General features: G+C 47.0%; 26 protein-coding genes. 22 read left to right on the top strand and 4 right to left on the bottom strand.

What is annotated here, in order from left to right:
- The first annotated feature begins 163 nt into the window (after window positions 1–163).
- From pheS to MKY95_RS09400, 3 genes are all read left to right on the top strand, one after another.
- Window positions 164–1198 (top strand): phenylalanine--tRNA ligase subunit alpha, encoded by a 1035-nt coding sequence (pheS, locus tag MKY95_RS09390; RefSeq protein ID WP_047842255.1) that lies wholly within the window; start codon window positions 164–166, stop codon window positions 1196–1198.
- Between the two features lie 82 nt (window positions 1199–1280).
- A complete protein-coding gene (gene pheT, locus MKY95_RS09395; RefSeq protein WP_339198387.1) occupies window positions 1281–3734 on the top strand; it encodes a phenylalanine--tRNA ligase subunit beta in 2454 nt (817 codons plus the stop codon).
- A 138-nt stretch (window positions 3735–3872) separates the two neighbouring features.
- Complete coding sequence (locus tag MKY95_RS09400) at window positions 3873–6581, top strand: hypothetical protein (protein WP_339198391.1); 2709 nt, start codon at window positions 3873–3875, stop codon at window positions 6579–6581.
- A gap of 104 nt (window positions 6582–6685) precedes the next feature.
- Here the strand turns inward: MKY95_RS09400 and MKY95_RS09405 are convergent, their stop codons facing one another.
- Window positions 6686–7078 carry a cytochrome c oxidase subunit II gene (locus MKY95_RS09405; RefSeq protein ID WP_047842258.1) on the bottom strand — a complete coding sequence of 131 codons (393 nt, stop codon included), beginning with the start codon at window positions 7076–7078 and terminating at the stop codon, window positions 6686–6688.
- Between the two features lie 220 nt (window positions 7079–7298).
- Window positions 7299–7658, bottom strand: a complete 360-nt coding sequence (locus MKY95_RS09410) for a phage holin family protein (RefSeq protein WP_036610114.1) — start codon at window positions 7656–7658, stop codon at window positions 7299–7301.
- A 187-nt stretch (window positions 7659–7845) separates the two neighbouring features.
- On the opposite strand from MKY95_RS09410, the gene MKY95_RS09415 reads away from it, so the two are divergent.
- From MKY95_RS09415 to MKY95_RS09430, 4 genes are all read left to right on the top strand, one after another.
- On the top strand, window positions 7846–10212 hold the full coding sequence (locus MKY95_RS09415) for an endonuclease MutS2 (RefSeq protein ID WP_339198394.1): 2367 nt from the start codon (window positions 7846–7848) through the stop codon (window positions 10210–10212).
- Window positions 10213–10249: 37 nt separating this feature from the next.
- On the top strand, window positions 10250–10702 hold the full coding sequence (locus MKY95_RS09420) for a DUF350 domain-containing protein (protein ID WP_081745925.1): 453 nt from the start codon (window positions 10250–10252) through the stop codon (window positions 10700–10702).
- Between the two features lie 119 nt (window positions 10703–10821).
- Entirely contained in the window at window positions 10822–11388 is a 567-nt protein-coding gene (locus MKY95_RS09425; RefSeq protein WP_036669791.1) for a hypothetical protein, read from the top strand.
- 129 nt (window positions 11389–11517) lie between these two features.
- The gene (locus MKY95_RS09430; protein WP_339198396.1) at window positions 11518–12732 is read left to right on the top strand and encodes an MFS transporter; all 1215 of its coding nucleotides are present in this window, start codon (window positions 11518–11520) and stop codon (window positions 12730–12732) included.
- 94 nt (window positions 12733–12826) lie between these two features.
- Here MKY95_RS09430 and MKY95_RS09435 read toward each other — a convergent pair whose 3' ends face one another.
- Window positions 12827–14047: an FAD-dependent oxidoreductase gene (locus MKY95_RS09435; protein WP_339198400.1), complete on the bottom strand. Its 1221-nt coding sequence runs from the start codon at window positions 14045–14047 to the stop codon at window positions 12827–12829.
- Window positions 14048–14144: 97 nt separating this feature from the next.
- Between MKY95_RS09435 and MKY95_RS09440 the strand changes: the two genes are divergently transcribed.
- From MKY95_RS09440 to MKY95_RS09470, 7 genes are all read left to right on the top strand, one after another.
- Window positions 14145–14381 carry a hypothetical protein gene (locus tag MKY95_RS09440; RefSeq protein WP_036610100.1) on the top strand — a complete coding sequence of 79 codons (237 nt, stop codon included), beginning with the start codon at window positions 14145–14147 and terminating at the stop codon, window positions 14379–14381.
- A 31-nt stretch (window positions 14382–14412) separates the two neighbouring features.
- Complete coding sequence (locus tag MKY95_RS09445; RefSeq protein ID WP_017689630.1) at window positions 14413–14808, top strand: spore coat protein; 396 nt, start codon at window positions 14413–14415, stop codon at window positions 14806–14808.
- Between the two features lie 160 nt (window positions 14809–14968).
- On the top strand, window positions 14969–15469 hold the full coding sequence (locus tag MKY95_RS09450; protein WP_024628343.1) for an Lrp/AsnC family transcriptional regulator: 501 nt from the start codon (window positions 14969–14971) through the stop codon (window positions 15467–15469).
- 13 nt (window positions 15470–15482) lie between these two features.
- The gene (locus tag MKY95_RS09455) at window positions 15483–16691 is read left to right on the top strand and encodes an aminotransferase class I/II-fold pyridoxal phosphate-dependent enzyme (protein WP_047842264.1); all 1209 of its coding nucleotides are present in this window, start codon (window positions 15483–15485) and stop codon (window positions 16689–16691) included.
- Between the two features lie 143 nt (window positions 16692–16834).
- A complete protein-coding gene (locus tag MKY95_RS09460) occupies window positions 16835–17101 on the top strand; it encodes an aspartyl-phosphate phosphatase Spo0E family protein (RefSeq protein ID WP_017689627.1) in 267 nt (88 codons plus the stop codon).
- Window positions 17102–17277: 176 nt separating this feature from the next.
- Window positions 17278–17829, top strand: coding sequence for a hypothetical protein (locus tag MKY95_RS09465; RefSeq protein ID WP_339198404.1), 552 nt, complete (start codon window positions 17278–17280; stop codon window positions 17827–17829).
- 37 nt (window positions 17830–17866) lie between these two features.
- Window positions 17867–18409, top strand: coding sequence for a bifunctional adenosylcobinamide kinase/adenosylcobinamide-phosphate guanylyltransferase (locus MKY95_RS09470; protein WP_017689625.1), 543 nt, complete (start codon window positions 17867–17869; stop codon window positions 18407–18409).
- A gap of 85 nt (window positions 18410–18494) precedes the next feature.
- Here the strand turns inward: MKY95_RS09470 and MKY95_RS09475 are convergent, their stop codons facing one another.
- Window positions 18495–19106, bottom strand: coding sequence for a DedA family protein (locus MKY95_RS09475; protein WP_036669798.1), 612 nt, complete (start codon window positions 19104–19106; stop codon window positions 18495–18497).
- 148 nt (window positions 19107–19254) lie between these two features.
- Here MKY95_RS09475 and MKY95_RS09480 point away from each other — a divergent pair, with 148 nt between their 5' ends.
- The 8 genes from MKY95_RS09480 to MKY95_RS09515 all read left to right on the top strand — a co-directional run bounded on the left by MKY95_RS09480 (window position 19255) and on the right by MKY95_RS09515 (window position 26572).
- Window positions 19255–19830: a cob(I)yrinic acid a,c-diamide adenosyltransferase gene (locus tag MKY95_RS09480; RefSeq protein ID WP_036610088.1), complete on the top strand. Its 576-nt coding sequence runs from the start codon at window positions 19255–19257 to the stop codon at window positions 19828–19830.
- Window positions 19827–20810 carry an RluA family pseudouridine synthase gene (locus MKY95_RS09485; RefSeq protein ID WP_339198408.1) on the top strand — a complete coding sequence of 328 codons (984 nt, stop codon included), beginning with the start codon at window positions 19827–19829 and terminating at the stop codon, window positions 20808–20810. The genes MKY95_RS09480 and MKY95_RS09485 overlap by 4 nt, the downstream gene beginning before the upstream one ends.
- Window positions 20811–21216: 406 nt before the next feature.
- Window positions 21217–21582 (top strand): arsenate reductase family protein, encoded by a 366-nt coding sequence (locus tag MKY95_RS09490; RefSeq protein ID WP_047842267.1) that lies wholly within the window; start codon window positions 21217–21219, stop codon window positions 21580–21582.
- A 138-nt stretch (window positions 21583–21720) separates the two neighbouring features.
- Window positions 21721–22614 (top strand): 5'-3' exonuclease H3TH domain-containing protein, encoded by an 894-nt coding sequence (locus tag MKY95_RS09495; protein WP_017689620.1) that lies wholly within the window; start codon window positions 21721–21723, stop codon window positions 22612–22614.
- Between the two features lie 5 nt (window positions 22615–22619).
- A complete protein-coding gene (locus MKY95_RS09500) occupies window positions 22620–23726 on the top strand; it encodes a phosphodiester glycosidase family protein (RefSeq protein ID WP_339198412.1) in 1107 nt (368 codons plus the stop codon).
- A 30-nt stretch (window positions 23727–23756) separates the two neighbouring features.
- A complete protein-coding gene (locus MKY95_RS09505) occupies window positions 23757–24443 on the top strand; it encodes an MOSC domain-containing protein (protein ID WP_339198414.1) in 687 nt (228 codons plus the stop codon).
- Between the two features lie 72 nt (window positions 24444–24515).
- Window positions 24516–25394, top strand: coding sequence for an ROK family protein (locus tag MKY95_RS09510; protein ID WP_047842269.1), 879 nt, complete (start codon window positions 24516–24518; stop codon window positions 25392–25394).
- A 176-nt stretch (window positions 25395–25570) separates the two neighbouring features.
- Window positions 25571–26572 carry an HRDC domain-containing protein gene (locus MKY95_RS09515; RefSeq protein WP_339198418.1) on the top strand — a complete coding sequence of 334 codons (1002 nt, stop codon included), beginning with the start codon at window positions 25571–25573 and terminating at the stop codon, window positions 26570–26572.
- The last annotated feature ends 6 nt before the right edge of the window (window positions 26573–26578 follow it).

Here is a 26578-nt window from a genome sequence, read left to right on the forward strand (position 1 = left end):
ACGGTCGTTATTCCGTACAAAGTGAGACAGAACCAGTTGCAGGCCAGAAGGGCCACGCAGCAATGGATGTCTAACAAGGGTGGTACCACGGTCTTTTCGTCCCTTCAGGGGAGAGAAGGCCTTTTTTTGTTGCAAAAACACCACAAAAAGGGGGCAATTACACATGAAAGAACGTTTAGAGGCATTGAAGATCGAAGCGCTGGAGCAGTTGTCTGGTGTGAATGATCCGCAGACGCTCAGTGATCTGCGTGTAAAGTATTTGGGGAAAAAGGGTGCATTGACTGAAATTTTGCGTGGTATGGGTGCACTTAGTGCGGAGGAACGTCCAGTTATTGGTCAAGTGGCCAATGATGTTCGGGCTGCCATTGAGGAAGTCATCGACAGCAAGCAGGATCAGTTCCAGAAGGAAGAGACGGCGAAGCGTCTGCAATCCGAGAAAATTGATGTGACTCTGCCAGGACGTCGTGGACGTCAAGGCGGACTGCATCCACTGACCAAAGTGGTACAGGAGATCGAAGATATTTTCATCGGTATGGGATACCGCGTTGCGGAAGGTCCTGAAGTCGAAATGGATTATTACAACTTTGAAGCATTGAATCTGCCGAAAAATCACCCGGCGCGCGATATGCAGGATTCCTTCTATGTTACCGAAGACTTGTTGATGCGTACCCATACATCTCCGGTTCAAGTACGTACCATGCAGAGCATGAAGGGCGAAGTGCCTGTCAAAGTCATCTGCCCAGGTAAAGTATACCGCCGTGATGACGACGATGCGACGCACTCTTTCCAATTCAATCAGGTTGAAGGTTTGGTCATCAGCGAAAACATTCGTATGAGCGATCTGAAAGGAACCCTGTTGCAATTCGTGCGCGAAATGTTCGGTTCCCACACAGAAATTCGTCTGCGTCCAAGCTTCTTCCCGTTCACAGAGCCAAGTGCAGAAGTGGATGTAACCTGTGTACAATGTGGCGGCAGCGGCTGTCGCGTATGTAAGCAAACAGGCTGGCTTGAAATTTTGGGCGGCGGTATGGTTCACCCGAAAGTACTGGAAATGGGTGGTTATGATCCGGAGAAATACAGTGGTTTCGCATTTGGTATGGGCGTAGAGCGTATCGCGATGCTGAAGTATGGTGTCGATGATATCCGTCACTTCTACAATAGCGATCTGACCTTCCTGAAGCAATTCGGACGGCTGTAACTTTAAGACAAGAAATATTGACCATATAGAGCAAGCGAATGAACCGGGAACACCAATTTATAGATGAAGGAAGTGAACGTCCATGAGAGTATCGACAGATTGGCTGTCTGATTATATTTCCCTTGAAGGTGTGACGCCACAGGAATTGGCGGAGAAAATCACCCGTGCGGGTGTCGAAATTGATGTAGTGGAGAACCGCAACAAGGGCGTGAATAAAGTTGTTGTAGGTTATGTGAAAAGCAAGGAGAAACACCCTGATGCAGACAAACTGAATGTATGTGTCATCGATGCCGGCCAGGAAGAAGATCTGCAGATCGTGTGTGGTGCGAAAAATGTGGATGCAGGCCAAAAAGTAGTCGTAGCCCTTGTTGGAGCGAAGCTCCCTGGTGGATTGGATATCAAAAAAGCCAAACTGCGCGGTGTTGTCTCCCTTGGCATGATCTGTTCCGCCAAAGAGCTGGGCATGAACGACAAATTGTTGCCGAAAGATCAGCAGGAAGGTATTCTCGTTCTGCCGGAACAAACGGAGGTTGGCACGCCAATCAGCCAGGTTCTTGGTCTCGACGATCATGTGCTTGAACTGGACCTGACACCAAACCGTTCCGACTGTCTCAGCATGCGTGGTGCAGCTTATGAAGTGGGTGCCATTCTGGGTCGTGAAGTGAAGCTGCCAAGTCCCAAAGACCAACTGGTTGAAATTGGTGATGCAGCCGCGAATCATATCTCTGTAGAGATCAAGGCACAGGAGCAATGCATTCACTATGCAGCTCGTTATGTAACTGGCATTAAGCTGGGTGCTTCCCCGCTGTGGATGCAAAACCGTCTCATGGCGGCAGGTGTTCGCCCAATCAATAACATCGTTGATATCACGAACTATGTCATGCTGGAATACGGTCAACCGCTACATGCATTTGATGCGGATAAACTGGAAAAGGGCCATATTGAAGTGCGGATGGCCAACGAAGGCGAAACGATTGTTACGCTGGATGGACAAGAGCGCAAGCTGGAGCCGCACATGTTGCTCATCACGGACGGCGTGAAACCTGTAGCCATCGCTGGGGTTATGGGTGGCGAGAATTCCGAGGTATCGGAAGGCACGGTGAATCTGTTGCTGGAATCCGCCAAGTTCGATGGCGGAACCGTTCGGAAAACGTCGCGCCAACTGGGGCTGCGTTCCGAAGCAAGCATGCGTTTTGAGAAGGAAGTAGACCCGGGTGCGGTGATTACGGCTTTGGATCGTGCGGCTGAACTGATTCAGCGTTATGCTGAAGGTGAAGTGCACCAGGGAATCGTGGAAGCTGGAGTAGAGGCTGCGGAGAAACGTGTAATTCAATTGTCGCTGGACCGACTGAATCGTTATCTGGGAACTGATCTGTCTTTGCTTGAGGTAAAAACGATCTTCGCTCGCTTGCACTTTGCATGTGGTGATGCTGATCAAGGATTACTGGATGTGGAAGTGCCAACACGCAGAGGGGATATTACGCTCGATGTAGACTTGTTTGAAGAGATTGCACGCCTGTACGGATACGACAACATTCCAACCACATGGATTGAAGGACCGACGACTCCAGGGGCATATACACGTTCTCAAGCGATGCGTCGCACCATTCGTGGATTGCTCTCAGGCAGTGGCTGGCAGGAAATGATCAGTTACTCCTTTGTGCACCCGGATAAAGCGACATTGTTCCCGGCATTGACACAAGGAAGTAAAGCCGTGAAACTCGCGATGCCTATGAGTGAGGACCGCAGTGTGCTTCGTACGAGTATTTTGCCGCAAATGTTGGATGCAGCGGTGTATAACATGAACCGTAAACAGGATTCACTGGCTGTATTTGAAGTGGGCAATGTGTTCTTCACTGAAGAAGATCAGTTGACCAAGCAACCACATGAGATTCCGGTACTGGGCTTGCTGCTCACCGGAAATCGTGCAAGCCAGCAATGGAATGTTGGAGCGGAGAAAGTAGACTTCTTCGATCTGAAAGGTGCTCTTGAGCATCTGTTCGCCTATGTGGGGCTTGAACAACGCATTCGCTTGGTAGCAAACAGCCCTGAAGGATTCCACCCGGGACGTTCTGCATCGGTTTATTTGGAAGGGAAGGATGGCGGAGAAGACACATTGATCGGTACATTGGGTCAATTGCATCCGGAACTGCAACAGCAGTATGATCTGAATGATGTGTACATCGCAGAGATTGCACTTGAATCGATCTATAATGAAGCAGACGCTGACATTCGTTATCGTGAACTTCCGCGTTTCCCAGCCATGGAACGTGATATCGCGGTTGTTGTGAATGAGGATATTGAAGCAGGAGATATGCTGCGCACCATTCGTGAATCGGCGGGTGAATTGTTACAAACTGTACAGGTGTTCGATGTGTTTACTAGTAGTAAACTGGGTGAAAACAAGAAAAGCGTGGCGATGGCACTGGTATACCGGAATCGTGAACGTACACTCACCGATGAGGAAGTTACTGAAGTTCATGCCCGTGTAGTGGCTCGTCTGGAAGAGCAATTCGGAGCGGAATTGCGTAAATAGGACAAAAGAAGATTTTTTGAACAAAGATTAGCAGGAATTGTTTGAAGTCACATCGAATCCTTAGCATTAGAGGATCGATGTGACTTTTTTGTGATTACAGCTTAGAATCAACATACAGACTTGAAGGAGGGCACAACTGTGACTACACCTGATCGTACACGCGTCACCGTAGAGATCTACGGGACTTCCTATAAACTGGTTGGCAGCAGTGCCGACTATATGAAACAAGTAGCTAACCTGGTAGATGAGCGTATGGGCGCGATCTCCAAGCAAAATTCCCGTCTGGATACTCCGCGTATTGCGGTACTGGCGGCTGTACATATGGCTGAACAGTCTCTTCAGACTCAGGAAATCCGTAATGAACTGAAGATGCTCACTGGAGAACGTACAGAACTGAGAAACGAATTGAATCGGTTAAACGCCATACAAAATGAACATCAACAAGAATTGGAACGGCGTGACCAGGCTCTTGCTGATTTGCAACAGCTGAAGATTGAAGCAGAGCAGGCGTTGCAAAAGTCCGAATCGGACAAAAATTCAGAAATAGCCAAGTTGAATAAGCTGCTGGAGCAAGAACGCGCTCAAGCAACGGAGCGAGTGCAGAAATTGCAGGCCCAAGCAACGGCACAACTGAAGGAAGCAGAAGCCAAGGGAACGAAACAGCTGAAGGAAATGGAAGAGAAAGCGGCTAACCAGATTAAAAATGCACAGGCACAGGCTGCTTCCCAGCTCAAAGAAGCTCAGAACCGTTCTGCAGCCGAATTGCAGCAGGCGCAGGCCAAAGCTGCGGCGCAATATAAAGAGTTGCAGGACAAGACTGCAGCTCAATTAAAAGAAGCCGAAAGCCGTGCCGTTGCAGAACGTCAACAGATTGAAGCCAAAGCTGCGCAGCAGGTTCAGACAGCCAAGGAAGAAGCCGAGTCGGCGATTTTGTCTGAGTTAGAGCAGGCAGAGAGCAATCTGAAGAAAGCTCAGGAAGAGGCAGCGCTGCAATATAACGAACTTCAGCAACAGATGGAACTTCGTCTTCAACAGGCTGAAGAAAAAGCGCTGCAACAGACACAAGAGCTCACGGATCAGGCGAATCAGGAACGGGCTGACTTGCAGGAACAAGCGGAGCAGAAGCGCCTGACTGAGATAAATCAGTTGAATGCGGAGTTCAAGGCGTTATCCGAGCAGTTGGAACTCGAATGGATGGAGAAAGAAGCAGCCCTCGAGGAACAATTGCAGCAAGCCAAGGAAGCAGCAGCGTCCCAGGCAAAAGAAGCCGAAGCGGCGGCAGAGGCCTTGTTGCAAGAAGAACAGGGCAAGCTCAAGCAGCAACTTGAGGACCAACGTAAACAGGCGGAGACTCGACTATTAGATGTCGAAGAGCAATTAGAAGAAGTGATGACCCAGCTCATCAGTGCACAGGACATGGTTGCAGAGCAAGAACAGCAGCTTCAGCACGAGCGTGGTCAATTGGAATCGTTACGTCATGAGCATGGGGTCCGTAAACAGGAGCAGGAAGTTCAGACTCGCCGAATTACGGAACTGGAGCAACAACTGGAGCAGTTGAAAGAGGACCGTTCCCAGTTGCAGGAGCTACTGCGTGAAACGGAACAGGCTGCCCAGCAATCCCGTGATTCACAGGAACAATGGAAGCAGAAGTATAATGAAACTGTGGGTAGAGAAACCTCTCTCACAGCACAGCTACGCAAACTTCAGGAGCAACATGCACAGCTTGAACAGGAAGCCCAAAAGCTTCGTGAGGCTGAAGTGAAGTCGGAAGAGGAACAGCGCAGACTGCAAAAAGTGCTTGAACAGGCTCATGCTGCGGTGCGTACATTGCAGAATGAGATCGGCACGCTTACGGAACGTGAGCAGTCCTTGAAGGATCTTGCTGAGCAGCGATTGGCTGAGATCGGAGACCTGGAGAATCAGATTCTTGAAGTTGCTGAACAAAATGAAACGTTGGAGTCTGGTGTGCAATCCCTTCATGATGAATTGTCCGTGGTGAAGGAAGAGTCTCGTTTCAACCATGAAGAGGCTGTACAATACCAGAAGGATGCAGAGCTTTTGGAAGAGAAACGTAATCAGCTTGAAGTTGAGCTAAATGTTGTTCGGGAAGAGCTGAACCGACTTCAGGATAACTATAAACAAATCCGTAACGATTACAGTGATGCATTACAACGGGAAGAGAATTACAGTTCCAAGCTGGATGAATTGAGCAAGGAGAAACAAGAGCTTGTGAGCGCACTTGAAGAAGCAAGACAGTCTTCAGCTAAACTTTCCGAGCGCTACTCGGAGCAAGAGAGCCGGCTAGCCCAGACTGAGGAAGAAGCGTTGGAATGGCAGATCAAATACGAAGAACTATCAGCCAAACAGACCGAGTTGGCATCCCGTCTGGAGCAGTTGACAAGACGTGAAGAAAAACTCCGCTCAAGCGTTGAACAAGCAGAGCAGAACGACCAGGTATGGCAACGCCGTGCAGATGAATGGGCGGCTCAGGAACAATCTTGGCAGGAACGCTGGGCTGCACTTGAGAATGAACTAACGGTTTGGAAGAGAGAAAGTGCTGCAAGTAGTGAGTTGCTGGAGGGACTGGAGCAAGAACGACAGCAGCTGGACAAGTTACGTGCAGAAGCGACCCAAGAGAAAGAGATCATGGAAACTGAACTGCTTGAGATGGGGGAGCGTTACGAACTAGCGGCCAATCAATTACGTTTGTTACAGGTTGAACGTGAAATGGAGCAGGAGAAGGCAGAGCAGCTGAACACGGAATATCGTCAGTTGCATGATGAATATACAAAATTGCAGACGGAATATAACGAATGGATTGAATTGATTGAACAGGACCAGACCTAGCGGAATGAATGTAGCAGAACTGGCTCGTGGGCAACGTACTCTGGTACAATTTGTTATACTAAAGAAGGAGCTCCCGTCGCTGCGGGGGCTCCTTGTCTTGAATACTATTCTTCAACGATAATTTTGGAGATCATGCTGCTGTGTCCTGAACCGCAGAAGACAGAACAGGACATTTCAAACTCACCAACTTTGTCCGGGGTTATGACTTTGGAGCTATTTCTGGTATCCAGTTGAAGATTCAGCTCAGGCACCAGGATACCGTGATTTCCGTTTTCATTTTTATAAACAATGTTAACGGGAACGCCTTTTTTAAGATGGTACTCAGGTTGATCGAATTCATAGTTACTCGCCTTGATGACCAATTCTTCACTGGCTGTAACTCCAGCATCCGCATCGGATCCATTGCTGCCAGATTCTGCGGACTGTTTCACTCCTCCACATGCAGTGAGGACCAGAATTAACATACAGGCAGCAAGCCATGTTATGCCTTTCTTCATCATGTGCCTCCTTAAAGCGTGATATGGATAAAATTTGAATGATTGCTCCAGTCATCATACCGCAATATGTGGATGCCTGTACACGCTGCGTATGTCGTTTTTTTGAAAATTGTACGTGTACGGCAGAGCGTGTGCACTGCCTGAATGAAATAAACCCCTTCCGGCCCAGGGCCTTCAGAGGTTTAGGAGAATACATGGGGACGTTAAGGTGAAGTGGAGACTAACTTTTGGAGCTTCGTCCGGCATCAAAAGGGGTGGATACCGGGATGAAGAGATCGATAATCCCGATAACCAGCGCAGCGAGAATGGCACCGAGCAGGCTGACTTCAACATGATCTACAACATATTGACCAAGCCAAATCACCAGTGCGCTAACGATAAATCCGACAATACCGCGACCAAACGGGTTGACTCTTTTGCCGAAGATACCTTCAACGATCCAGCCGAGCAGGGCAATGACAAGAGCAAGCAACAGAGCGCTCCAGAAGCCACCAACGGCGAATCCGGGAACGATCCAGCTGACCACCATTAATACAATTGCAGCGATGACAAATCGCACGACATGTCCCAGGAAATTCATGGTGTTTACCTCCTTTTATTCGGATTGAACTGAGCAGGGCAACTCCAAGGGGATGGAGAGGTTGCACAATCCTGACACCTGTAGTTTGTGGTGTTATTGTTGAAGTTATGTGTGGAAGGATTCGTTAAATAGCGTAAGAAAGTTTCTTTCGTTATAATACAGATATAGTTTGGAAGGAGTTGTACACTTGGACACGAAAATTTTACACACACTGGAATATCGCAAAATTTTAAATACATTGCTTAGCTTTGCCCAGACGACCATGGGAAAAAAGAAAGCGGAGCAACTTGAACCAAGCAGTGAACTTGAAGAAGTGAAGCGGTTGCTGCAGCAAACCGATGAAGCCTTCACATTTGATCGCTTGAAAGGCTCACCGTCGTTTGGGGGAATTGTAGATATTACGGCTTCCATCAAACGTGCTGAAATTGGAGGGACACTTAACCCTCACGAACTTTTGGGAATATCCAATACAACCTTTGCAGCGCGGCGATTGAAACGTCAGATTGGTACTTTGCATGAAGATGAGCCCATCGAATCTTTGTTCTATATCAGTGATCAACTGTCAGAGCAAAAAACGCTTGAGGATGCCATCAAAATCTGTATTGACGATAATGCAGAGGTTGCCGACAGTGCAAGCGTTACGTTGGCGCAGATTCGTCGTGAGCTGCGAGGCGGAGAAGCGCGGATTCGCGAAAAACTGGATTCCATGATTCGATCCTCTACCGTATCCAAGATGCTTCAGGATCAGCTCATCACCATCAGAGGAGACCGTTTTGTTATCCCGGTGAAAGCTGAATATCGTTCGTACTTTGGCGGGATTGTGCACGATCAATCCGGTTCGGGTGCGACATTGTTCATTGAGCCGGAATCGATTGTTGCAATGAACAACAAATTACGTGAAACCCGGATTCGGGAAGAACGCGAAATAGAAATTATTTTGCAGAAATTGACGGCACTTGTCAGTGAGCAGGGAGAGTGGCTGTTGTATGATGTCGACTTGCTGGGATCACTTGATTTTATCTTTGCCAAAGCACGTCTGGCTCGTGAACTGAAAGCAACATTGCCTCGCATAAATGACCGCGGGTTCCTGAAGCTCAAGAAAGGCCGTCATCCACTGATTCCGATTGAAAACGTGGTTCCAATTGACATAGAGTTGGGCAATGATTACACATCCATTATCGTGACAGGTCCCAATACGGGTGGTAAAACGGTAACGCTCAAAACGATTGGATTGCTGAGCCTGATGGCCATGTCCGGTTTATTTGTTCCGGCTGAGGATGGCAGTCAGTTATGTGTATTTGATGCGATCTATGCAGACATTGGGGACGAGCAGAGTATCGAGCAGAATCTGAGTACTTTCTCCAGTCATATGACCAACATCATTCGCATTCTGAAAAACATGACACCAAAAAGTTTGGTATTGCTTGATGAACTTGGCGCAGGGACAGATCCGGCTGAAGGTTCCGCACTGGCGATCTCCATGCTGGAGCATATGCACCGGACGGGATGTCGCATGGTTGCAACCACTCACTACAGTGAACTGAAAGCATACGCATATGAGCGTAAAGGTGTCATTAATGCCAGCATGGAATTTGACATCAACACACTGAGTCCAACCTATCGCCTTCTAGTGGGTGTACCTGGACGAAGTAATGCATTTGCCATTGCAGAGCGACTGGGACTGCCGGGTTACATTCTCGACTACGCCCGTGGCGAAGTGAAGGAAGAGGATCAACGGATTGAGCACATGATTGCTTCTCTTGAAGAGAACCGTCTTACGGCCGAACAAGAGCGTGAGAAGGCAGAGAGCTTGCGCCAGGATATGGAGAAATTACGCAGTCGTCATCAGACCGAACTGGAGAAGCTGGAACAACAGCGTGATCGCCGGATTGAAAAAGCAGAAGAAGATGCACGCAGCATTGTGGACAAGGCTCGCGCGGAAGCGGAGAAGATTATAGCAGATCTTCGCCTGTTGGCTATGGAAGAAGGTGCTTCTGTGAAGGAGCACAAACTCATTGCTGCCCGCAAACAGCTGGACGAGGCTGAACCGGAGAAACGCAGAAAAACGGTCAAGAAGACGGCAACAGCGCCGAAGACTCGTGCTATCGGTCCTGGTGATGAAGTGCTTGTCTACAGTTTGAATCAAAAAGGCCATGTTGTAGAGATGGCGGGTAGCAAAGACGCTATGGTACAACTGGGGATTATGAAAATGAAAGTATCCTTGGATGACCTGGAACTGCAGCAATCGGCTCCCGCAGCCAAACCAAAGCAAAAACCGGTAACAGGTATGAAACGTACACGTGATGACAATGTGAAAAGTGAATTGGATCTGCGTGGTACCAACCTGGAAGAAGCCCTGATGGAGACAGACCGGTTCATTGATGAAGCTTTCCTTGCCAACCTGGGCCAAGTTTATATTATTCACGGTAAAGGTACAGGAATTTTACGTTCCGGTATTCAGGATTACCTGCGTAAGCATAAACATATTAAAAGCTACCGGCTGGGCAATTACGGAGAAGGCGGGAACGGTGTGACCGTCGCAGAATTGGAATAGCCGGTCCATGAATCAATGATATTCTGCGACCTTATTCATGAAGGTCGCAGATGGGAGAGGGGAACGGTGCGTGATAGAAAGCATTGACCAATTGCTGTCTCATCCCTTGGGGATGGTACTCGGTTTTTTCTCGGTAGCGATTATGGAGCTGCTCGTATTTCTGGCTTGCTTCGAACTGGTGACCAAGTATAAATGCTGGACGGAGATCAAGAAGGGCAATGTGGCCGTTGCGATGGCTACAGGAGGTAAGATCTTCGGGATCTGCAACGTATTGCGGTTCTGCATACAAGCGAAATCTTCGGTATATGAAGCCATGACATGGTCATTCGTAGGGTTTATCCTTCTGCTCATTGCCTACTTTTTGTTCGAATTCCTGACACCCGTGTTCTCCATTGACAAGGAGATCGAATCGGATAACCGAGCTGTCGGATTGATATCCATGATTATTTCAGTCTCGCTGTCGTTTGTTATTGGCGCGAGCATTATCTAGGGGGACCAGTCATGAAGATATTGATACGGATTCTGTTTGCGGCATCGATCGTGTTTTTTGCCATCGGTGTCATCTATGTAATGAATACATGATTATATGAAAGAGAAAGGTTGATCAATATGGAAACAACAGTATGCCCTTGGTGTCAGACGGAGATTGTATGGGATGAGGAACTCGGTCCTGAAGAAGAGTGTCCTTATTGTCACAATGAGTTAAAAGGATACCGTACACTCAACATTAACATCGATGATGAAGAGAACGATGAAGCTGAGGACGACATCTATGATGTAGACGATGTAACGAACGAGAAACAGACTACGGATCTTTCGGATCTGTGGGGGGATGAAGTCGAACTCAAATTGCCGGAGTTGCGAACGTTAACCAAATACGCGGATGAAGGTAATGATCTCATTCAGTATGAACAAGGTGTACAGAAGCAACTTGATCATCAGGAAGAAGTACCAGAGTGCCCGAATTGCCGGGAATTCATGATTCTCGCAGGTACACAAGCTGCAACGCAGGATAACTTCACACCAGTTGCTAACGCAGCTTCAGGCGAAGGGTCACTATTGGCATCACCGTTTAAAGTATTGACCTATGTATGCTCGGGATGTTTCCAAGTTCAATACAGTCTGTCTGAGGAAGATCGTCTGCGTCTGATCAAGAACCTGAGTACGCAGGAATAAACATTTCGGAGACTCTAACCAATTTCATAGCAATCCTGAAGATTCATCATGTTTTCCTCTTGCTTGGGGCACGTTAACCCTAAGACCTACCTGTACATAGTTCACTTCAGGTGGATGAAGGAGGAGCAGATGAAGATTACTTTAGGCCGACAATCCATTCTGCTTTTGGGCGTGAATGGATTGTTTGCGTTAGCCGGAGCGTTGTCGGGAACCTTTTTGAATGTGTTTCTGTGGAAAAGCCGTCCGGATTATGCCATGTTGGGGTGGTTCACTCTCAGCCAGCAACTGGCCATTGGACTGACATTCTGGCTTGCTGGCAAATGGGTCAAGGAACACAATAAAATGAGTGCACTACGACTAGGTACTGCGCTGTCCGGCATATTTTATATGATAGTCCTCTGGGCTGGTTCCAAAGCTGTAGACTGGATATGGCCTCTGGGTATGCTACTGGGTTGTTCCTTGGGGCTATTCTGGATTGCATTTAATGTTGTGTATTTTGAAATAACGGATCGGGCAAACAGGGATTTATTCAATGGCTGGGTCGGGTTACTTGGTTCGATGACAGGAATTATAGGTCCATGGTTCTCCGGTCTGATTATTACTCGCATGACAGACAACACAGGATATCGGCTCATCTTCACGGTATCACTCGTTATTTATGTCATAGCAGTAGTTTTTAGTTTTTTTCTGAAAAAAAGAAAGGTGAGCGGTACTTACCGCTGGTCGGAACCTTGGATACAGCTATCCAAGCGGGATAGTCCCTGGAGGACCTTAGGCTTGGGTTTATTCGCTCAGGGTGCACGTGAAGGTGTCTTTGCCTTCCTGATTGCACTGCTTGTATATTTGGCTACCGCACAGGAGTACAAATTGGGGCAGTTCTCACTCATCACTTCTGCTGTGGCACTAGTAAGTTATTGGGCAGCCGGGAAATGGTTTAAACCACAGTATAGATCAAAAGGCATGTTCATTGGAGCCCTCATTCTGCTCGTTGTGCTTCTTCCTCTTCTCTGGAAAGTGACCTATGGTACGCTGTTAATCATGGGGATTGGGAGTGCTGTTGCGATGCCGTTATATGTATTACCGATGATATCAGCGGGATTCGACATGATGGGCACAAGTGGCGAAAATGTGGAGAAAAGGGTTGAACTTGTCGTTTTGAGAGAGTTATGCCTGATGCTTGGCAGACTATGTGGGTTGGCCATATTTATTGTGACGGTCTTAAATGCTCCGTCTCTACGCATGTTAACCTGGCTTATTATTGTCCTCGGCGCTTCTCCGCTATTTGGATGGATCTTTATGCGCAAGTTATTGAACCGAACGGAAGGGCAAGAGCCCTCGGCTTAGCAGGCTTCCCAATATATAAACAGGGTACAGCGGCGGGAAAGAGAACTTTCCGTGTGCTGTACCCTATTTGTAGTTGTATTGATTCAGTTGTTGGTTATACAGGAGATGGTTTACTTGTACGTGTGAGTGAGAACAGATCCATATCAGGGTTTGGTTTGCCAGTAATAGCATCCACAATTAAGGAAGCAGCAATCATGCTGTATACCGTCCCGTTACCTCCATACCCTTCTACAAAATATGAATGCGGATAATCCGGATGTGTGCCGATCAGGGGGAGGCCATCATTCGTATTACCAAACACAGCGCCCCAGGCATAATCGACTTCAAGATCATCTAAAGGGAAATAGGAACGGACCTCTTCCAATAGTGTATCTCCCCGGTGTTTTGAACGTATTTCACGTTGATCCTCTCGAGGAGTTTCTTCATCCAAACCGCCTGCGATGATTCTTCCGTCCGGTGTTGTTCGCATATACAAATATGGGCGAGCTGTCTCCCAAATCATGCTGTGTTCAAACCATTCACTAAGATCAGACAACGGTTTGGTAGCAATCGCGTAGGTCGTTTTCAGATAGGCTCCGCGATCCTTTTTGATGTCCTGTGTCTCGTAACCGGCAGCAAATATGACTTTCTTGGCACGGATTTTACCGTTGGCAGTGTGGCAGACTACACCATCTTCATCGTAATCACAGTGTATCATCTCCGTCTGACCATAGATTCGAGCGCCACGCTTATTGGCGGATTCAAACAAGGCATGAACAAAACGATAGGGGTTCACTTCCGCATCTCCCATGGTGTACAGTGCAGCGGGTTTGCTGAAGGGGAAATGCTGGCTTATTTTGTCGGCATCCCACAGTTCAGCTTCAAAACCATAACGCTTCAAGGTCTGATATTCTTCCTCCAATAGGGCCACATCATCTTCACTGCTCGCAAAACAAAGACTTGTTCGTGGGATAAACCAAGGGTCTGTATCCAGGCTGTCTGCAATTTGAGCAAGTTGTATCATGGCTTCACGACAAAGCTCATAAAAACGTACGCCTTTTGCTTCACCAAAAGTGTGGATACATGAGGTTAGTGTCTTGTCATTGGTGTATTGTAAAAGACCTGTATTGGCAGAACTGCTGCCGTTGGCAATGTCTCGCTTATCAATCACAACAGTGTTAACACCCTGTTCCGTGAGTAGTTTAGATGTCAATGCGCCCCCCATGCCCCCACCAATGATGAGGCAGTCACAAGAGATGTCTTCTTGCAGAGCAGAATAATTAAATGTTGAATTGAAAGTGGAGGGCCAGAAAGGTGTGCCATAGACCAGATCCATTAGAAACATCTCCTTTATAATTTAAATTTGTATACTTTTGTGTGACCGGGTTAACAATAATTGCGCATAAACTTTATGCCGAGGAGGCCATCGAAACATGCAGAATCATACTATGCAAGCGCTGAGTCCCAAGGAATTGAACTACATTGCGGACTCTATCACCAATGAAGAACTGCTGATTAAGCAGTGTGCAGCCACAGCTTCCATCACACATAATCCACAAATTCAACAAGCTCTGAATCACTATGTTCGCTCACATGAACAACATCTGAACACGCTTGTCAATGCACTGCAGCAACATCAGTCTCTTGCACCGGCGCAAGTCAGTAATTGAAGACAACTCTAACTGTATAGGAGGAAAACGCATGTATTCTCAATCTTTATCATCTAATGGCGCTTTTATGCAGGAGCAGGATCTGCTGAAGTCGATTCTTGCAGATTTAAGACGAACCTCGCGCGAATATACGACTGCGACAACGGAAGCTTCCTGCCCCATGACACGTCGAATGTTCACAGACCTGACGAACGATACCCTAAGATTACAAGGGGAACTGTTCAATCTGATGCAGCAAAACAACATGTATTCTGTCTCGTCCAAGGCACTTCGTCAGGACGTGGACAAGCAAATTCAGTCCGCCCACCAGACCCAACAAAAGTGTCAGCAATTCATTCAGGAAAAGAATACGCAGAACAGTTCATATAGCCAAGCTCCTAATGTGTCTCAGCATCAACCGAATTACGGTAACCCTTATTACATGTAACCTTTGCAAAAGAGGTTTGAAGCACCTAACGTTACAGGACCATACCACCGCTTGCCTGAATTCAGGGCAGGCGGTCTTTTGTCTATGCATCAACGTCAAATTCATGTAATATAAGTATTAATTCATTTTCAGGAACCTGGATGACGCTGGAGGGAAAACCATGAAAGATTTGAACGATCTGCAATTAAAAGTTCTGGATCTGCTGAAGGAAGACGCGAGAAGGACTCCCGCACTGCTGTCGACGCTGCTGGGGGAGTCGGAAGACAAGATCAAGAACGCCGTGGCACAGCTAGAACAAGACCACGTCATCGTGAAATACGCAACCGTCGTGAACTGGAGCAAAATAGATGATGAAAAAGTAACGGCCCTGATTGAAGTGCAGATCACGCCGGAGCGTGGTCGTGGTTTTGAAGGGATTGCCGAACGTATTTATCTCTATCCGCAAGTAAAGTCCGTATATCTCATGTCCGGTGCATACGATCTGCTCGTTGAAGTGGAAGGTGGCAACCTGCGTGAAGTCGCTAATTTTGTGTCGGAGAAACTGTCTCCGATAGACTCTGTACTTTCAACCAAAACGAATTTTATTCTTAAAAAATATAAGCAGGACGGGATTATCTTTGAAGACCATCAGGAAGACAACCGTCTCATGATCTCGCCGTAAAGGAAGATGTGTCATGATAGTGAATGAACAGACAACCGGGAACAACAAGAAAATGACATCTTATCTGGCACCCCTCGTGCAGCAGATACCTCCATCCGGAATTCGTAAATTTTTTGATCTGGTTGGAGACAACAAGGATATTATCACTTTGGGTGTGGGTGAACCTGATTTTGTTACCCCTTGGCATATGCGTGAAGCTTGTGTATACTCGCTGGAAAGAGGTATGACCAGTTACACATCCAACGCAGGTATGCCGAAGTTGAGAGAAGCCATTAGTGAATATCTGGATACTCAGTTTGATACCAAATACGATCCCAAGGATGAGATTATTGTTACGGTGGGTGGCAGTGAAGCGATTGACTTGGCTTTGCGCGCATTAATCGTACCTGGTGACGAGATTCTCATTCCTGAACCTTCGTACGTGGCGTATTCACCAATCGCTTCAATCGGTGGCGGTATACCAGTTGGTGTTGATACCTATGCGAAAGATCAGTTCAAGTTAACGGCCGAAGCACTTGAAGCTGGTATCACACCGAAGTCGAAAGTGGTTATTCTGTGTTATCCGAGTAATCCGACTGGAGCCATCATGACGTATGAAGAGTGGCTGCCTATTGCTGAAGTGATTAAAAAGCATGATCTGATTGTGATCGCGGATGAAATTTACGCTGAATTGACGTATACGCAAAAACATGTTAGTTTTGCAGCTATCCCTGACATGAAGGAGCGGACCATTCTCGTAAGCGGATTTTCGAAGGCTTTTGCAATGACAGGTTGGCGGATCGGTTACATGTGTGGTCATCCTGAGCTTATTGCAGCCATGCTCAAAATCCATCAGTATACGGTAATGTGTGCGCCGGCCATGGGTCAGGTTGCTGCACTTGAGGCGTTGACAAATGGTTTGGGTGAGAAAGATCGGATGGTAGAATCGTATAATCAGCGTAGACGTTTAATTGTGCAGGGCTTCAGAGATATTGGACTTGATTGTCATGAACCTCAGGGAGCATTCTATGCATTCCCGAGCATTCAAAAGACGGGTATGAGTTCAGACCTGTTTGCTGAGCGATTGTTAACGGAGAATAAAGTGGCTGCTGTTCCGGGCAATGTTTTTGGCCCTCAGGGTGAAGGCTTCTTGCGTTGTTCTTACGCTACTTCTGTAACCCAATTAAATGAAGCTTTGGAACGAATCGGAAACTTTGTTTACAAACTGCAAAAAGAGGGTTAATACTAAAGTAGAATCTTTTTACAAAAGTTACATTTTTATCATTGGGAAAAAATAACTTTCTTTTACAAAATAATGTGATATAATTTCAATTTGAAATAAGTTTTCATAAATTTGGAAACCATTTTTCCAAGGAGGGGTTAGCTTTGTTTTGTGTTGAATATGATTTACCGACGAATCGTGGGCACTATCTGGCAGAAGGCGATCATGGCGACCGATGGTCGGTGAAACCCGATAACGCATCTTTGCATGACATTTCCTTGGAAGATGAAATTCATATGCTTCGTCGCAAGATGGAACAGATCTTCCTCGAAGAGAAATCATTCACATCCGATATTGTAATTGAGATCAGCAGTTTGCTGGATTTAAAGATTAATGAATATATGAAGGCTAACCCGATTAAAGCAAAATAACGTTTATGCTGGATTGAAACGTTTCATTAATCGAATAGAAAGTAAAGAAAGGGAGACCTGAGAAGGTCTTCTTTTTTTGTGTGTAAAGGCAGGGTGATCCTCCAATAAGCCAGGTTATTTTTTTGCGTGGAACAATTGTGATATATTGGACATAGGAGACTAAAGGGGGAACTGGAATGAAGAGATTTTGGGGGCTTACTGCAATCATTTCTATCGTTTTTCTGCTTGCTGGTTGTGGAGGTAAAGATGGTTTTTCCATATTCATCATTGATAACCAAGGAAATCCATCTGTAATCTCAGAGCAGTTACAGTCCAATCTGCAACAGAAACTGGGCGAGGAACCCAAGGTAGAAGTGATCACCAGCGCGATGTATGATGTTCAGAAAATTATGGTAGAGTATGCGGCTGGAGGACATGATATCTTTATTTTGCCTGAGTCCGACATGAAACAATACGGAAGTAATGGCTCCAATGTTCCGCTGGATGATACTTTTGATCCCAAGAAGTTTGAACGGGGTGTATTTGAGGGTGGAGTATTGGTAGAGAAGGGTGAAGGAGATGAAGGTTCAGACATCAAGCAAGAATCACATCTTTACGGCATTCCGCTCGAAGATATGAAAATGTTTAAAGATGTAGAATATGCTGCGAGCAATTTGTTTGCCACGATTCCAGTGTCATCTTCCAATGTCGAAGAATCCAAAAAAGTGCTGAAGGCGCTGACAGAGTAAAGAAAATTCAGAATGGCTATGGAAGGAGGGAAGCGGATTGCTGATTACGGTCACAGGCGGCATAGGTAGTGGTAAAACCCGGTTTGCCCTCAAGTACGCAGCCGGGATTAGCCGGGAGGGTGTATATTTATCCACCGGTGATCATGATCCCGTTATTCCCGAATTGCCATCCGCTCATTATCGTGCCATTCATGCCGGGAACGGTCAGCATCTGACAGAGGTGATCACCCAGATTAATCGGGAATCCAATCTGTTTTTGGCGGATCAGCGAATTGTAATTGTAGACAGTCTGACCTCCTGGATGGCTGCCGGTTTCAGGGCAACAGAGGATCTGGATCATCAGCGTTCAGAGACACAGCTTTTGCTTGATGCATTATTGTCTTATCAGGGGAAGTTGCTTGTGATTACCAATGAAATGCATGGCACATTGCATCCTACCGAGGAAGAACGAATATTTACAGCGAGAATGGCTTCGGTTAATCGGATGCTGCAGATACATGCTGAAAAGATGTACTTGCTGGTATCTGGTCTGGCTATCGATCTTAAAAGTCAGGGCATGCGAAATGAAGATGAACGATAGCGAGATGACATAAACGGGTGACATAAAGAAGCCTCCTTAACCACGAATTGGTGGCGAGGAGGCTTTATTTAATAAACTATCCTTTTTATTTCTGCTTTTTGCTACGTCTGATCCACCAGATGATACATCCGATGACAATGATGGCCAGAATGACATACACTACAATGGAATAGACGTCCATAAAGTGCAAAATGCTCTCCCATGATGCGCCAAGCGCAGCACCAACGCAGACAAGAATGACATTCCAGATCAATGTACCAATGGTTGTAAAGAGAAGGAATAAACCAAATTTCATATTGGACATGCCTGCGGGAATGGAGATAAGACTACGAACGAGGGGAACCATTCGGCAGAATAATACGGTCCACATGCCATATTTGTCAAACCATGCGTCGACACGGTGAATATCCTCTTTTTTGATGCGCAGAACATGTCCCCAGCGTTCCACAATTTTCTCAAGCCGTTCGACGTCAATGAGTAGACCAATACCATACAGGATCACAGCACCAAAGACAGAACCAATAGTTGCGGCGATAATAACTCCTGGAAGAGTGAGACTGGTATAGGTGGTCATGAATCCGCCAAACGGCAAGATGATTTCGGATGGAATCGGGGGAAATACGTTCTCAAGAGCAATAATGAGTGCAATGCCTATGTAGCCGTATTGTTCCATGAAATCGGTTATCCAGTTTTGCATAATCGTCTCCTTTACTTTTGGTTTCCTTTGATTTGTCGTATACTCGGCAGAGCACACCAATTCTTATATACGTGTAAAGCGATAGACGGGTTTCTGAAAAAATGGCATTCCCGTATTCATTATTATATTACCAATTGGAGGGATAACGATGGGCATATATACACGAACAGGTGACGAAGGACAGACTTCGGTCATCGGTGGACGCGTCATCAAGGATGATGACCGAGTTGAGGCTTATGGTACGATTGATGAGTTGAACTGTTTTGTAGGCCAGGCGATCAGCCTTATTGACTCGGCTCAAGGGGAATTTGAAGATCTGCGTGAACACCTGTTGGAAGTTCAGCAGGAACTGTTTGATTGCGGGTCGGATCTGGCCTTTGTGAAGATTAGTGAGACCAAATATAAGGTGAGAGATGAAATGGTCACACGTCTGGAACAATGGATCGACCAGTATGATGCAGAGAACCCAAAAGTGGAACGATTCATTATTCCTGGTGGCAGTCAGCTGTCTTCTGCTCTTCATGTGTGCCGTACTGTATGTCGTCGCGCAGAGCGTCGCACGGTAACACTTGGACAACATACAGATATTAATCCGTCTGTACGACGGTATCTAAACCGACTGTCTGATTATTTCTTCGTGGTTGCACGGACGGCCAACGCGAGACAACAGGTGGCCGATATTGAATATGTGCGGAGCAAAAAAGTCTTCCGCCGCAAAGAATGAGCCAGTATTATTCGCCGATTGTCTACACGGTGACCGAACAAGAAGATGGCTGGCTGCTGAAGACCGTGCTTCAGCGGCGGCTGCTGGTGTCGCGTAAGCTTTTGTCCAAAATTAAGCTGACGGAGCAAGGTGTCATGCTTAATGGAGAGCGCGTGTACATTAGCGTCAAGGTAGCTGCGGGTGATGTCGTTGAAGTTCGGATGGAGCAAGAGGAATCGGATGATATTTTGCCTGAGCCTATTCCATTTACCGTTCTGTATGAAGATGAGCACTTGCTTATTGTCAACAAGGATGCGGGCATCATCGTTCATCCAACACATGGACATTACACGGGGACTTTGGCAAATGGCGTTGTTCATTACTGGAAAACCAAGGGCGAGCGTTTCCGGTTCAGACCGATTCATCGACTTGATCAGGAAACGTCAGGTGTGCTCGCAATAGCCAAGAACCCTTATGTGCATCAGCATGTCTCTGAACAGATGATCGCTGGAACAGTAGACAAGAAATATATTGCACTTGTGCACGGCAGCCCTGTCCCGGAACAAGGGGCAGTAGATGGCCCGATCGATCGCGATCCTGAAGAGCCACACCGCCGAATCGTAACACCTGATGGTTACGCTGCAAGAACGTTGTACACAACCTTAACACGTTGGTCAGGGGGCAGCGCCAGTGCGATAAGCCTCAAGCTGGAAAGTGGCAGAACCCATCAGATCAGGGTACATATGACGTCCATCGGCTGTCCATTAATCGGTGATCGAATGTACAAGACACTACCTGTGCATGAGATCGATGAGCAGACCATGGCTGTTCGAGAAGAACGGGATACCTGGATCGAACGCCAGGCATTACACGCTTGTGAATTGACGTTTGAACATCCAATTCTAAAGGAACGCATAACGTTTCAAGCTCCTTTTCCAGCAGATATGGCCGCGCTGGAGAAGCGTTTGAATGATGAGGCAGCTCCCAGAGAAGAGCTGTAGGAAGCTGCGACGAGTCCCTTAGATCTGCACCTCGTATCGCAGTTTCCTGCACGGCCTGTCCTGTTTGGAGTTCAACGCTGTTTGTCTTACCCTTGTGAGGAATGCTTAATGCACCCGAACAGCATGCCGTAGGCTAATCATTATGGTTTAATCTATTGATGTTTACCAATTTCATAATAAATCTGTTAACATGTCCAAACTTTAAAATGCTTTTAAAGTGATTAAAGCAAAGTAGTAAAGTCTTGACCCAAAAAAATATAGCGAATGTGTGTTTTTGATCTCATTCGCCAAAGTCAGTAAAATTGCATGGCGATGGTATCGATTTGGAGCGACTTTTGGATTTGCGAAGCAAACCAAGGGAAGCGAGAAGTCGAAACCGGAGCCACACACTAGGAGGAACACATACATGAGTAACTTGAAAATATATCAATATGCCAAATGCGGCACATGCCGCAAAGCTGTAAAATGGCTTGAAGCTCAAGGACATGAGCTGGAGTTAATCCCTATTTTTGACTCACCGCCTTCAGAATCTGAACTAACAGAACTCATCCAAAAGAGCGGGCTCGAAGTGAAAAAGTTCTTTAATACGAGTGGGGAAGTGTACAAAGAACAACAACTGAAGGACAAGCTTCCCGGCATGTCCGCTGATGAACAGATTCGTTTGTTGGCTTCCAATGGTCGTCTCATCAAACGTCCGATCGTTACGGATGGAGAAAAGGTGACGGTTGGATTCAAGGAAGAAACGTATGAGCAGGAATGGAATAACGCATAAACGCGCTGAATATCAGCCTTGAATTGTTCAAAATTCAGGGCTTTTTTGGCTGAACGATGGTTGGCGGAACTATGCTATAATGATAGAATTAGTTTCGTATTTTAAATGCTAGATTTAGATAGGAGAGAACAAATTCAAGTGAATCAACGTAATGAACCTACTTTGTTGCTGGTAGACGGTATGGCGGTGTTGTTCCGTGCTTTTTATGCGACATCTGCAAGCGGATATATCAGACGTACAAAAGCAGGATTGCCTACCAACGCAGTCTACGGATTTATCCGTTATTTCTGGGATGCGGTTCAGACTTTTGGGCCAAGTCATGTCGTATGTTGTTGGGATATGGGCGGTAAGACGTTCCGCGGTGAAGAATATGCAGCCTACAAAGGCAACCGGGCCGAAGCTCCGGATGACCTGATTCCCCAATTTGCTCTGATTCGTGAAGTCATGGATAGCCTGGGTATTCCGAATATAGGTGCACAAGGATTCGAAGCCGACGATTGCATCGGGACGCTTGCGAAGTATTATACCGAAGAGACCGATATGAATGTTATGGTACTGACGGGTGACCACGACATGTTGCAACTGATCAATGACCGCACAAGTATCATTATTATGAAAAAAGGCCATGGCAACTACATGGTGTACAACCCTGAAACGCTCATGGCTGAGAAACAACTGACACCTCGTCAAGTGATTGACATGAAGGGTCTGATGGGAGATGCCAGCGACAATTATCCCGGAGTACGGGGAATTGGTGAGAAAACAGCGTTGAAGCTTGTACAGGAATACGGCTCCATTGAAGGGATTCTGAGCAACATGGATAAACTGACCCCTTCGGTGCGTAACAAGATTGAGAATGATCTGGACATGCTTCATTTGTCCCGCAAACTGGCAGAGATTCATTGTGCTGTTCCGGTTGCCTGTGCGCTGGATATCTGTGAATTGCGTCTTGATCCGGATATGGTGATGGACAAGTTTGAACAACTTGAGATGAAGAGCCTTGGCTCTTGGATGGGAGTGGCAATAGGGTGAGCAACATGAATAACGTACGAACAGGCAAAAAGTGGTGGACAGGGGCTATGGCCCTCGTCCTGGCCTTGCCCGTAATTCTTTCGGGAGCAGTAAGTGCACCACAGACAGTGGATGCTAAAGCAGCAATTAGCACCAAAGTACAGAAAGTAAAAGCAGCAGGACGTAATTTTACCGTACAGACCGTTTCCATTCCAAAGGGAACACCGGTTACCGTGGGACTCGCGAAGAAGCAAGTTGGCCAGACGGCAACATTGCCATCGATTGTGAAAGCCTATGGTGCGCAAGCAGCCATTAACGGAGCATTTTTTGAAGCATATAACGGAGCACCAGATCCATACGGTATGTTAATAGCAAATGGTAAGGTCATACATATTGGAAGATACGGAACATCCATCGGATTTAAGGAAGACGGCTCGGCGATCATGGATTCACTTCAGGTGAGTTTGACAGGTAAAGTAACGGATACAAAAGGTAAATCACGCAGTTGGTATGCGACCTTTATTAATCGAACACCTTCAGCGAACGCAAGCATTACGATGCTGTATACGCCTGAACGAGGTGCCACAGTTGGGTTCAAAGGTGGCACTGCGGTTGTCATGGAGAAAGGTATCGTGACCAAAAAAGTGCCCAATACAAATGTAGCGATTCCTAAGAATGGCTCGGTACTGGTCTTCACAGGTAATCAGAAGTCTTCTTCGGACCGTTTCACCGTTGGTTCGACCGTAGAAATGAATTATAAGTATACGAACGCAGCAGGCAAAGAGATCCCTTGGCAAGATGTAGTGACTGTTGTTGGGGCAGGACCCCGTCTGGTAAAAGACGGCAAGGTAGCTGTCAATCCGACGAGCGAAGGTTTCAAGGATGCCAAGATTCTTAATGCTTCCGGAGCCAGAAGTGGTATTGCGATTATGGCGGACGGTTCTGTTATGCTGGCTACCGTTTCCGGAGCAACAATCAAGGAGTGGGCAGCGGTGATGCAGAAGCTTGGCGCCAAACAGGCCATGAATCTGGATGGCGGTGCTTCCTCGGGTATGTATGCCGGTGGCAAAATGCTGACTTCTCCAGGTCGGCTATTGAGTAATACACTCGTATTTGGCGGCTCTGTGCGTTAAAAGAAAGTGATTATGGGAGGTATGACGCAAATGACACTCACATCTGATCGAAAGCCAGGGGAGGGCAATACAGCTGTTCTGGCCATTAATGTAGGACTGCCGCAGCCGCTCCCTGGGCAGAAGCGTGAAGTGCTGAGCGGCATTGTGAAACATCCTGTATCCGACGCGGTTTTCCTGTCATTCACTGGAATGACAGGGGACGCGCAGGCGGATCTGGTGCATCATGGCGGCCCTGACAAAGCCGTTTGTGTATACGATTACAGTCGTTATCCGGCGCTGGAACAACTGATGGATCGCAGGCTGGATTGGGGAGCTTGTGGAGAAAATCTGACGGTTGAAGGTTGTGCCGAAGAAGACGTACGGATTGGTGATGTGTACGAGTTGGGCGAAGCCACAGTGCAGGTCAGTCAGCCCAGACAACCTTGCTTCAAGCTGGGTGCGAGGTATGACTATAAGGAGCTGCCTGTTTATTTTCAGGAGAGTGGATACACCGGCTTTTACTTTCGTGTACTGCAAGAAGGTGAGGTAAGGCCTTCATCGATATTTCGACGGATCAGCACCGATCCAGCCTCAATGACGGTTCTTGAAGCCAATCGAATCATGCATCAGGGGAAAGAAACTGTCGAAGGTATTCAGGCGTTGCTGGCTATTCCTGCGCTGTCAGACAGCTGGAGGCAAACGTTAATGAAACGATTGTCCAAGCTGGAGAACAAGTAGCAGGGTAATTATCGTGTCATCAAGTAAAGCAATTCGAATTCCTTTTTAAACTAACTTGGGAGTGTGACTAACATGACGATCTTAGGCGCAATTGAAGCAGGCGGAACCAAATTTGTATGTGGTATTGGCACAGAAAACGGCGAAGTTCTGGAACGCGTAAGTTTTCCAACAACAACACCGGAAGAGACCATGGCTCAAGTGATTTCATTTTTTGAAGGCAAAGGCATTGAAGCTCTGGGTGTAGGTTCATTCGGTCCGATTGATCCGATTGAAGGAAGCCCAACATATGGCTATATCACAACAACACCTAAACCACATTGGGGACAGTATAACGTGATTGGAAAGCTCAAGGAGCATTTTGATGTGCCGATGACATTTGATACGGATGTGAATGGTGCGGCACTTGGAGAAGCAACCTGGGGCGCTGCACAAGGTCTTGAGAGCTGTCTGTATATCACTGTGGGTACAGGTATTGGTGCAGGTGCTGTGGTTGGCGGTAAAATGGTCCATGGATTGTCACATCCAGAGATGGGACATATCATTGTACGCAGACATCCGGAGGATACATACGAGGGTTTCTGTCCGTATCATGGTGACTGCCTCGAAGGCCTTGCAGCAGGACCGGCCATTAACAAACGTTGGGAGCAACCGGCTTATGAACTGCCTGCAGATCATAAAGCTTGGGAGATCGAAGCGCATTACCTGGCACACGCCCTGATGAACTATGTTCTGATTCTCTCTCCGCAGAAAATTGTCATGGGTGGCGGAGTAATGAAGCAGGAGCACCTGTTCCCGATGGTTCGTAGCAAACTGCAGGAGTTGCTGGCTGGATACGTTCAGCATCCGGCACTTCAATCCGACATTGACCAGTATGTTGTTTCACCAGGACTTGGTGACAATGCGGGTCTGTGTGGTTCACTGGCGCTTGCCAAGTTGGCATTGAATAAGTAGGTCATTAAGGGATTGACGAATTTTACCATTGTGGTATGATATGGGCAACAGCATAGTACGGTTAATGAGGAAGCACCTCTCTTGCATGGATTTTGCAGGAGGGGTGTTTTTTTGTGCTGCCTATAGGTAGTATCTCTAACTCGTATAAGCTGAATATTCAAAGGGAGGGAACGAAAATGGAAGTCATTTTCATGAACAGATTGTCCAGAATGTCAGATCAGAATGCAGAGTATGCACAGTTATGGATTGGGGAAGAGGAAGATAGTTGGCAGCTGGGATGGAGTCGCTACGAGGAAGGAGAGCGTGAGGACAGCATCTGGTATGAAGGGACTTCTTGGGAGGAGCTGCTTCATATTTACCGTCATCAGCTTGCCATACAGATGAGTGAGGGGTACCGACCGCAGTTGCAGGGGTTATTTCATGAGAATGATGATCTGAAGTCACGCAGTTATGGTGGACAGCGGCTCCATTGTTACAGTGAGTTATACGGCAATGAGCAATTATATACGGATCTGTGCACATGGCGCAGGAAGAGAGCTGTGTCTGACCGGAAGGCACCGTATTTTATTGCAACGAATCGTCTGTTGCGTTTGATCAGTGCCTTTGTTCCGCAATCGCTTGATGAACTGATGCAACTTCCGGGAGTAGGAGAGAGCAAAGCAACTGAGTATGGTACGGAATGGATGGAGATTACAACCGGACTGGAGCGTTCAACGACATTCCCGCTGGACTGGGTATACACGGCGCTGAAGGAAGAAGAGTATGAGAGTTGGTTATACAAGCAGAGAGAGCAGAAGTATAAGCAGGAACTTGATAAGTTCACCACGCGTAAGCAGGTGCTTGAAGGCATGAAGGAAGGGTATACGTTAGAGGAGATTGTTCATCGATCCGGATTATCCCGACGCGAGTTGGTTGAGCTGTTAGAGGCACTGGATCACGAAGGTTATGACACCGATTGTCTTCTTGATGTGGAGCTGGCAGTGATGCCAGAGAACGAACAAGAGGCCGTATGGAGTGCGTATGAGGAGCTGGGAGATACGTTCCTGAAGCCAGTATTACATAAGGTGTATGGAGGAGAGAAACCCGATGGAGGAAGTCTGGAGCAGGTCTATGAAAGACTGCGCATGATTCGAATCCGCTTCCGTCGGCACGCAGAGACAGAGAAGAATGTTGGTTAATAATCA

The organism is Paenibacillus sp. FSL P4-0176, from assembly GCF_037975265.1.
GTDB classification, from domain to species: domain Bacteria; phylum Bacillota; class Bacilli; order Paenibacillales; family Paenibacillaceae; genus Paenibacillus; species Paenibacillus amylolyticus.

What these genes read in the sequence shown, in the direction of transcription:
- MKY95_RS09410 (WP_036610114.1), bottom strand. Translation starts at nt 7,658, where the DNA reads ATGAATTTCCTGGGACATGTCGTGCGATTTGTCATCGCTGCAATTGTA.
- MKY95_RS09445 (WP_017689630.1), top strand. Translation starts at nt 14,413, where the DNA reads ATGTATTCTCAATCTTTATCATCTAATGGCGCTTTTATGCAGGAGCAG.
- MKY95_RS09490 (WP_047842267.1), top strand. Translation starts at nt 21,217, where the DNA reads ATGAGTAACTTGAAAATATATCAATATGCCAAATGCGGCACATGCCGC.
- MKY95_RS09455 (WP_047842264.1), top strand. Translation starts at nt 15,483, where the DNA reads ATGATAGTGAATGAACAGACAACCGGGAACAACAAGAAAATGACATCT.
- MKY95_RS09480 (WP_036610088.1), top strand. Translation starts at nt 19,255, where the DNA reads ATGGGCATATATACACGAACAGGTGACGAAGGACAGACTTCGGTCATC.
- MKY95_RS09500 (WP_339198412.1), top strand. Translation starts at nt 22,620, where the DNA reads ATGAATAACGTACGAACAGGCAAAAAGTGGTGGACAGGGGCTATGGCC.
- MKY95_RS09485 (WP_339198408.1), top strand. Translation starts at nt 19,827, where the DNA reads ATGAGCCAGTATTATTCGCCGATTGTCTACACGGTGACCGAACAAGAA.
- MKY95_RS09515 (WP_339198418.1), top strand. Translation starts at nt 25,571, where the DNA reads ATGGAAGTCATTTTCATGAACAGATTGTCCAGAATGTCAGATCAGAAT.
- MKY95_RS09510 (WP_047842269.1), top strand. Translation starts at nt 24,516, where the DNA reads ATGACGATCTTAGGCGCAATTGAAGCAGGCGGAACCAAATTTGTATGT.
- MKY95_RS09420 (WP_081745925.1), top strand. Translation starts at nt 10,250, where the DNA reads ATGAAGGTCGCAGATGGGAGAGGGGAACGGTGCGTGATAGAAAGCATT.
- MKY95_RS09505 (WP_339198414.1), top strand. Translation starts at nt 23,757, where the DNA reads ATGACACTCACATCTGATCGAAAGCCAGGGGAGGGCAATACAGCTGTT.
- pheT (WP_339198387.1), top strand. Translation starts at nt 1,281, where the DNA reads ATGAGAGTATCGACAGATTGGCTGTCTGATTATATTTCCCTTGAAGGT.
- MKY95_RS09425 (WP_036669791.1), top strand. Translation starts at nt 10,822, where the DNA reads ATGGAAACAACAGTATGCCCTTGGTGTCAGACGGAGATTGTATGGGAT.
- MKY95_RS09465 (WP_339198404.1), top strand. Translation starts at nt 17,278, where the DNA reads ATGAAGAGATTTTGGGGGCTTACTGCAATCATTTCTATCGTTTTTCTG.
- MKY95_RS09450 (WP_024628343.1), top strand. Translation starts at nt 14,969, where the DNA reads ATGAAAGATTTGAACGATCTGCAATTAAAAGTTCTGGATCTGCTGAAG.
- MKY95_RS09435 (WP_339198400.1), bottom strand. Translation starts at nt 14,047, where the DNA reads ATGGATCTGGTCTATGGCACACCTTTCTGGCCCTCCACTTTCAATTCA.
- MKY95_RS09430 (WP_339198396.1), top strand. Translation starts at nt 11,518, where the DNA reads ATGAAGATTACTTTAGGCCGACAATCCATTCTGCTTTTGGGCGTGAAT.
- pheS (WP_047842255.1), top strand. Translation starts at nt 164, where the DNA reads ATGAAAGAACGTTTAGAGGCATTGAAGATCGAAGCGCTGGAGCAGTTG.
- MKY95_RS09475 (WP_036669798.1), bottom strand. Translation starts at nt 19,106, where the DNA reads ATGCAAAACTGGATAACCGATTTCATGGAACAATACGGCTACATAGGC.
- MKY95_RS09440 (WP_036610100.1), top strand. Translation starts at nt 14,145, where the DNA reads ATGCAGAATCATACTATGCAAGCGCTGAGTCCCAAGGAATTGAACTAC.
- MKY95_RS09405 (WP_047842258.1), bottom strand. Translation starts at nt 7,078, where the DNA reads ATGAAGAAAGGCATAACATGGCTTGCTGCCTGTATGTTAATTCTGGTC.